The sequence below is a fragment of the Salinicola sp. CPA57 genome (assembly GCF_003206035.1).
Classification (GTDB): domain Bacteria; phylum Pseudomonadota; class Gammaproteobacteria; order Pseudomonadales; family Halomonadaceae; genus Salinicola; species Salinicola socius.
On record NZ_PZJR01000031.1, the window covers coordinates 1 to 6,342 of the forward strand.

At 50.0% G+C, this 6,342-nt stretch carries 8 protein-coding genes and 1 pseudogene; 8 read left to right on the top strand and 1 reads right to left on the bottom strand.

Features of this window, described 5'->3' with window-relative positions; all coding sequences use genetic code 11:
• The 8 genes from DOM36_RS20210 to DOM36_RS19795 form a co-directional block, all read left to right on the top strand.
• Positions 1-379 (top strand): hypothetical protein (locus tag DOM36_RS20210; protein ID WP_232823941.1); only part of this gene is annotated, 379 nt, incomplete at its 5' end.
• A complete protein-coding gene (locus tag DOM36_RS19770; protein ID WP_110644152.1) occupies positions 376-1,227 on the top strand; it encodes a tetratricopeptide repeat protein in 852 nt (283 codons plus the stop codon). The genes DOM36_RS20210 and DOM36_RS19770, both read left to right, overlap by 4 nt.
• Positions 1,228-1,491: 264 nt before the next feature.
• The gene (locus DOM36_RS19775) at positions 1,492-2,415 is read left to right on the top strand and encodes a hypothetical protein (RefSeq protein WP_110644153.1); all 924 of its coding nucleotides are present in this window, start codon (positions 1,492-1,494) and stop codon (positions 2,413-2,415) included.
• Between the two features lies 1 nt (position 2,416).
• Positions 2,417-3,265 carry a tetratricopeptide repeat protein gene (locus tag DOM36_RS19780; protein ID WP_198651347.1) on the top strand — a complete coding sequence of 283 codons (849 nt, stop codon included), beginning with the start codon at positions 2,417-2,419 and terminating at the stop codon, positions 3,263-3,265.
• 59 nt (positions 3,266-3,324) lie between these two features.
• Positions 3,325-3,480 (top strand): hypothetical protein, encoded by a 156-nt coding sequence (locus DOM36_RS20215; protein WP_157958714.1) that lies wholly within the window; start codon positions 3,325-3,327, stop codon positions 3,478-3,480.
• A gap of 147 nt (positions 3,481-3,627) precedes the next feature.
• The gene (locus DOM36_RS19785) at positions 3,628-4,554 is read left to right on the top strand and encodes a hypothetical protein (protein WP_110644155.1); all 927 of its coding nucleotides are present in this window, start codon (positions 3,628-3,630) and stop codon (positions 4,552-4,554) included.
• Positions 4,555-4,619: 65 nt separating this feature from the next.
• The gene (locus DOM36_RS19790) at positions 4,620-5,471 is read left to right on the top strand and encodes a tetratricopeptide repeat protein (RefSeq protein ID WP_110644156.1); all 852 of its coding nucleotides are present in this window, start codon (positions 4,620-4,622) and stop codon (positions 5,469-5,471) included.
• Positions 5,472-5,551: 80 nt separating this feature from the next.
• Positions 5,552-5,980, top strand: a complete 429-nt coding sequence (locus DOM36_RS19795; protein WP_110644157.1) for a hypothetical protein — start codon at positions 5,552-5,554, stop codon at positions 5,978-5,980.
• 89 nt (positions 5,981-6,069) lie between these two features.
• Here the strand turns inward: DOM36_RS19795 and DOM36_RS19800 are convergent.
• Positions 6,070-6,342: pseudogene (locus DOM36_RS19800) on the bottom strand (hypothetical protein); the annotation flags it as partial.

Sequence of the window (6,342 nt, forward strand, 5' to 3'; positions counted from 1 at the left end):
TGAAGATTTTGTGCGAATTTATCTAAGAGTTAGAGTGCCGAAGTTAGATAAAATCGAACTGGGGCTTCAGCTTACACCGCACAATACTCCAGAAACGATTGTCGGTTGGACCTATCAAAAAAACAGAGGTCGGGAAGCGTTAGCCGCCGGATCTAGTCGAGGTTCTCTTCCCGGCAGTGAATTGGAAAATCGTCCAACATTTACTCTGAAAGATAACGCCTACGTGGCAGAGTGGTCGCAAGTATACGCGAAGGACGTATTGACCCAATTGGTCGACCTCACGATCTACTTCAAATCTGAGGACACACAGTCGTTTAGCCAAGACCTCTTGGCTATGAAAATCGAATATCCAGAAGACGAGCGGGAGATAGCTGAGTGAAACGCTTTATTTTTTTGATTGCGTTTTGTCTGTCAAGCAACGCTGCACAGGCGAAAATCCTATTCCATGATCCAACGGGAAAAGAACTCAACGTAGCGTTCGATAGCTTTTCGGAAAGACAAGTTAAAAATTTATCCCCCTCAGATATCGACAAAAAGCAATATCTGCTAGGGCTTCTTTATCTTAATGGTGACAAAGAGTTTCATGTCGAACAGAATTGCCAAAAAGCTGTTGAGCTATTAACGGATGCTTGGGAAGCGGACATTGCTGATGCTGGCTATGCTCTAGCAACTATGTATTACTATGGCACCTGCACAGAAAAAAATGTCGACAAGGCAAGAGGGCTAGCGACTCAGGCTGCGCAAGATGGCTATATCCTTGCGCAACGCATGCTGGGTATGGCCTATGTGGGCGCGAAGTGGGAAGAACTCTACCCCTATGACATAAGGAAAGGCATAGGCTGGCTAAGTAAGGCGGGTAACGCGGGCGATAGGCAGGCCGCAGCTCATCTTGCTGGAATGTATGATAGTGGTGACGGTGTTTCCAAGAATGAAAAAAAATACTTTGAATGGCTAAAAAAGGCTGTTTTTACCAAGTTCGAGGAAAGAAATATAGCTGGTTTTCCAGCATTGGCTAATTGCTATGAGAATGGCAAGGGTACCGTTGTTAATCTTGTTAAAGCATACAAGTATTACGATTTAAGCGGTACAGCTGGCGTTGAGGGAAAACAGCGCATTGCCAAGGAAATGACTCAAGAGCAGATCGACGAAGCTCTCCGTCAATCCAAAAAGTGGCAGGAAGAACACAACGTTCAGGTGGGCGGTGGTTTTATCCGCCGCGCCAATTGAGATTGTTGTTTTGCCAAGATTGTGGTGTGTGACTTTAGAATTAAGACCCATGGCATTTGCCATGGGTTTTTTATTGAATCATCTTCGCTCCGGTAGAAGGGAACGGTGTTGTCGTGACAACGACGATTCCACGCTCCGGACTCGATCCGGCAGTCGTTGGGTGCCTCACTTAGAATAGTTCGCCTAGAGGTTCCGGGCGATACAAACAGCGGTGCCGACTGGAACCGGTTGTTTAGTTCAGGTGTCGGTTTACTGAGCGCAGGCATGGGAGCTGCCGAGGGGTATCAGGCGATTCGAGTTGCCAGCATGGGTCCCGGCACCGAAGGAGCGTTGAGCAGGATCATTAACGGCGATACTTGGAAACTGGGGAACGGTCTGCTGAGTGTGGCAAGTGGTATGCTCTCGATCTGGGACGGCATGCGCAAGTTGACCGAGTCAGCGCGAGCCAGGCGGCTGGGGCAGACGCTGAGCGCCGACAATCAGAAGATCATGGGGGGCTTCGGGGTCGTCAGTGGTATCAGCACCATCCTGGTGATCGGTTTCGGGATGACGGCGGGCTTGGTCGTGGGGCTCTTCTTCGGGATTCTGACGCTACTGCTGGGTGTCTGGGTGGTGACCCTGGTAGCGCCCTCGGTGCAGATGTGGGTCGACCGCAGCCTGGTTGGCCTTCACACCAGCCAGGTGGAAAAATTCGAGGATCTCGTCTCGGAGCAAAGTTCGCTGGAGATGGTGTTTCAGGGGGTCTTGGTAGAGCTGTCTTGGAAGCCAGTGAGGCCAAATACTAGCCAATATGTAAAATCGTCTTACGATATTGATATGGAAGGTTTGAAAGCAGCTGCCAAGTTAGCGAATCAGCAAATTCATATAGATCTGAAAGTGACGGTCCCTTTGTCTGGCGTATCTGCTGTTTATTTGCAATGCTTGGCGGTGGATGTCGGTGAGTCTCTTTTTAATTGGTCTTATGAGGGTTTGAGTGTCGATGCTTCAGAAGCGGCAGGTGAAAGATTTGGTGAGGCATTAGGGGGTTCAGAGAAGCCAGCTTTCGTAAAGGCAGGTGATCGTCGGTTTCTTGAATGGAGCCATGTCTATTTAAGAAGTGATATAGGTAGGGATCTCCGGTTGTCGATTCGATTAAGCTCTTATGATGCGCTTGCAATCAAGCGTGATGTTTTTGAGATGGAGGTGTAATATGAAGTGGTTTTTTTCTTTTTTGTTATTGTTTTTCTTTCACTCGGCTTGTGCTGGTATCCTTTTTCAAGATCCCACTAGAGATGAATTGAATGCTGCCATAAAAGATATGACGCTATCTGGCCTTGAGGAAATGGCGGAAGATGACAAAGGTAGGGGGGGGTATTATCTTGGGCTGGTTTATTTGAATGGTTCTAAGCGCTTTGGGGTCGAGCAGAACTGCGAAAAGTCGTCTGAGTTATTGCGTCAGGCATGGCAAAATAGGATTATAGATGCAGGCTATATGCTTTCTGTGATGAGCTATCGCGGGATTTGTATGGAGAAAGATTTTAATCGTGCAAAGGTCTTGGCTCAAAAAACAGCAGATGAAGGGTACTTGCTCTCCCAGCGCATGCTGGGTCGTGCTTATTTGGGAAGTGATTGGCAAGGGTTATATAGAGAAAATGTTGATAAGGCTGTTTTTTGGCTTGGCAAAGCTGGTGAGTCTGGTGACAGCGAGTCGGCTGCAAAGCTCTCTTATTTATATCGTGAGGGCGTCGGTGTAAAGAGAGACGAAAAGCTCTCTTTTTACTGGTTGAAAAAGGCCAGTTTTTCAAAGTTTGATCCGGATGAGATAATTTATTTTCCCAGTCTGGCAGAATATTATGAAAATGGTATTGGTACGAGTGTGAATCTTGTTGAGGCATATAAGTATTATGACCTAAGTGGCTCCGCTGGTGTTGATGACAAGCAACGCATTGCCAGGGAAATGACTCAAGAGCAGATCGACGAAGCCATTCGCCAATCGCAGGAATGGCAGAAAGAGCACAACGTACAAGTCGGAGGCGGTTTCATTCAGCGTGCCAACTGAGATTGATATTTTACCAAGTCTCTAATGCTCTATAAATATGGCCTGATAAGATAAAACCCATGGCATTTGCCACGATTTTTTTATTGGAACCTCTCCGCCCCATGGCCGACAGCGACAGAACGGTACGCATTGCCTTGCCGGTCTACGTGGATATCAAAGCGGTGACGGGGGAGAGTGGCGAAACCGTCTCCCTGCCGGGCAGCTATACGCCGTAGGATGAACAGCAGCGCCTGGGTGACCTGGCGCAGAATGCCCGGGATATCGGCAATACCCTGCTCAGCGCCCACAAGGGCAGTGGCCAGGTTGCCGGTGCCTGCCTGGTGCTATGGAGCCTGATCGTCTCCTGGCAAGAAGGCGCCTTCGTGGACGATGAGGAGGGCGCCGACTGGAGCAAGATCATTGGCTCTGGCGTCAGCGTGGCGAGTGGCGCGATGGCGGGGATCGAAGGCTACCACAAGATCCGCATGGCGAGCCTGGGCCTGTCCACGGAAGGCTCGGCGATCAGCGGTGCCAAATGGGCATTCCTTGGCGACGTGCTGGGGACGGCAGGCGGTTTGATCTCCATCTGGGATGGCATGAAAAAGCTGACGGAAGCCAGCGAGGCCAGCAAGACAGGCCAGAGTGTTACCGGCCACTATGGCATGATCGTCGGCGGGGTTGGGGTTATCGCCGGTATTGCCTCGATCGTCGTGATCAGCGCGAGCACGGGTGTCGGGCTCGTCGTGGGCGTGTTTTTTGGGATTTTGACGCTACTGCTGGGTTATACATTTGTGGCCATGGTATCCCCGGCGGTTCAGATGTGGGTGAACCGCAGCATTCTCGGTAAGCCCTCGGAACGAGAAGATATGCAGGTCCTGCCGTTCGACGACATGGCGTCGGAGCAAAGCTCGCTGGAGATGGTGTTTGAGGGAGTTTTGGTAAAACTGTCTTGGTCGCCGGTGAGGCCGGATACGAATCAATATGTTAAATCTCCTTATGATATTGATACGGAAGGTTTGAAAGCTGAGGTGGAGCGAGCGGGTCAGCAGATAGTAGTAGATTTGACGGTTAAGCTGCCAGTGTTAGATGTCATGGAAGTCGATCTCCGCTTAATATCTTCTGAAAATATTAATACCTTGTTTGAGTGGAAGTATCAGAAGGCTAGCAAAGAAGCTGGATTGGATGCTGTTGTTGCTATGGGAAGCGAGTCGTCATCAAGTCAGCCTGGTTTTTCTAAAAATGGAGATTTTATGTTATGGAGTGTGAGAGAGTTTTTGCGAAAAACGATCTTGGTGGTTCTCTCCAGCTAATCTTGTCTTTCCTGAGCAAGACAGCTGTGTCTAGGCTGAATGATACCTTTGAATTGGTGATTTGAATGAAGATATTCTTGGTTTTTTGTGGCTTATTATTTTCTGGTGTTTCTTTTGCAGGAGTGGTCTCCCAAGATCCGGGTAAATATGCGTTAAATGATGTTTATTCTGAGTATCCCAAGGCGGAAATACTAGCTCCTGCCTCACCTGAGAAAGATGTCAAAGAGTATCTTCTTGGGCTGCTTTATTTTTATGGTAATAGTCGGTGGGGTGTGGAGAAGAGTTGTGAAAAAGGCGTGTCTCTCTTGAACTCAGCCTGGAAGAGTGGAATTGTTGATGCAGGGTACGCTTTAGGGGTTGCTTACTACAAAGGTGACTGTGTAAAAAAAAGCTTCAGTATGTCTAGGGATTACTTTCGGAAAACCGCAGAGGCAGGTTATCTACGCTCTCAAAAAGCTTTAGGTCTAGCTTATCTTGGCAAGCAGTGGGCGGAGTTGTTTGATAGTGGTGACTTAGACAAGGCGGTTTTTTGGCTTGGTAAGGCCGGTGATGCTGGTGATAGAGATTCAGCTGGTTTACTTGCTGCGATGTATAGAGATGGTGATGGAGTCCCCAAGGATGAATGTGAATCTTTTCGCTGGTTAAAGAAGGCGGTTTTTAGTAGATTTGGCGACGGTGATACTGTTGGGTTTCCTTTGTTGGCGAAATATTATGAAAATGGTATTGGTACGAGTGTGAATCTTGTTGAGGCATATAAGTATTATGATCTCAGTGGCTCCGCTGGTGTTGATGACAAGCAAAGAATCGCCAAGAAAATGACCCAAGAGCAGATCGACGAAGCTCTTCGTCAGTCCAAGGAATGGCAGAAAGAGAACAATGTTCAGGTGGGCGGTGATTTTATTCGGCGTGCCAATTGAAGCTTTAGTTTCGGTGCTGATGTGTGACGATGAATCATAAGCTGGCACTATTTTGTCCGACGCTAAAGGGATGAGTTGCTATGCCGGTCCAAGAGAATTCAGTTCAGGCTTTTTATGCCAAGATCTCCTCGCTTATCGCGCTTTGCGGCGGTGGTGGATTATTGCTTGCGTCGCTGCTGGCGATTCCCAGTTCGCCGATTTTTCCGGGGGCGCCCATTCTCATCGCTTGCGCCCTGATCGTGGCTGGGCTCTGGTTCCAGTTCAATCCGATCGTCCGGCTTACGGAGGAGCATGTCTCGGTCAAGCTGGCGATAATTCGCCCGCGTACGACCCTTGCGCTCGACCAGTTGGCGCGCGTCGAAGCGACCCCGCGCGAGTGTGTGCTTTACTACCGCAAAGACAGTTCCGGTGAAGGCAAGCTCAAGATTCCGCTCAAGAGCCTGGCCAAGGAGGATCGCGAGAGGTGTGCGCTTGCCTTGCGGCAGCGAGTGCACACCGAGGCAGCCTAGGTCGATCGCATCACCAACACACAAAAGCCCATGGCCTTGGCCATGGGCTTTTGCATTGGGGCAGGGCTGGTTTGCTAGGCAGTGCCGACTCAGGCTTCGTCCAGCTTCTGCTTGAGCAGGCCATTGACCTGCTGTGGGTTGGCGGTACCGCGAGAGGCTTTCATCACCTGGCCGACGAAGTAGCCGATCATCTTGCCGCGTTTCTCCGGGTCGGCGTCGCGGCACTGGGCGACCTGCACCGGGCTGTCCGCGATGACCTGGTCGATCATTGCTTCGACCTGCGTCGCGACTATCCCGCCCGCAGCTGCGGCGAACGCCTCACCGAAAACCGGCTGGAAGCGCATGAATCGCTGGCCAAGCGC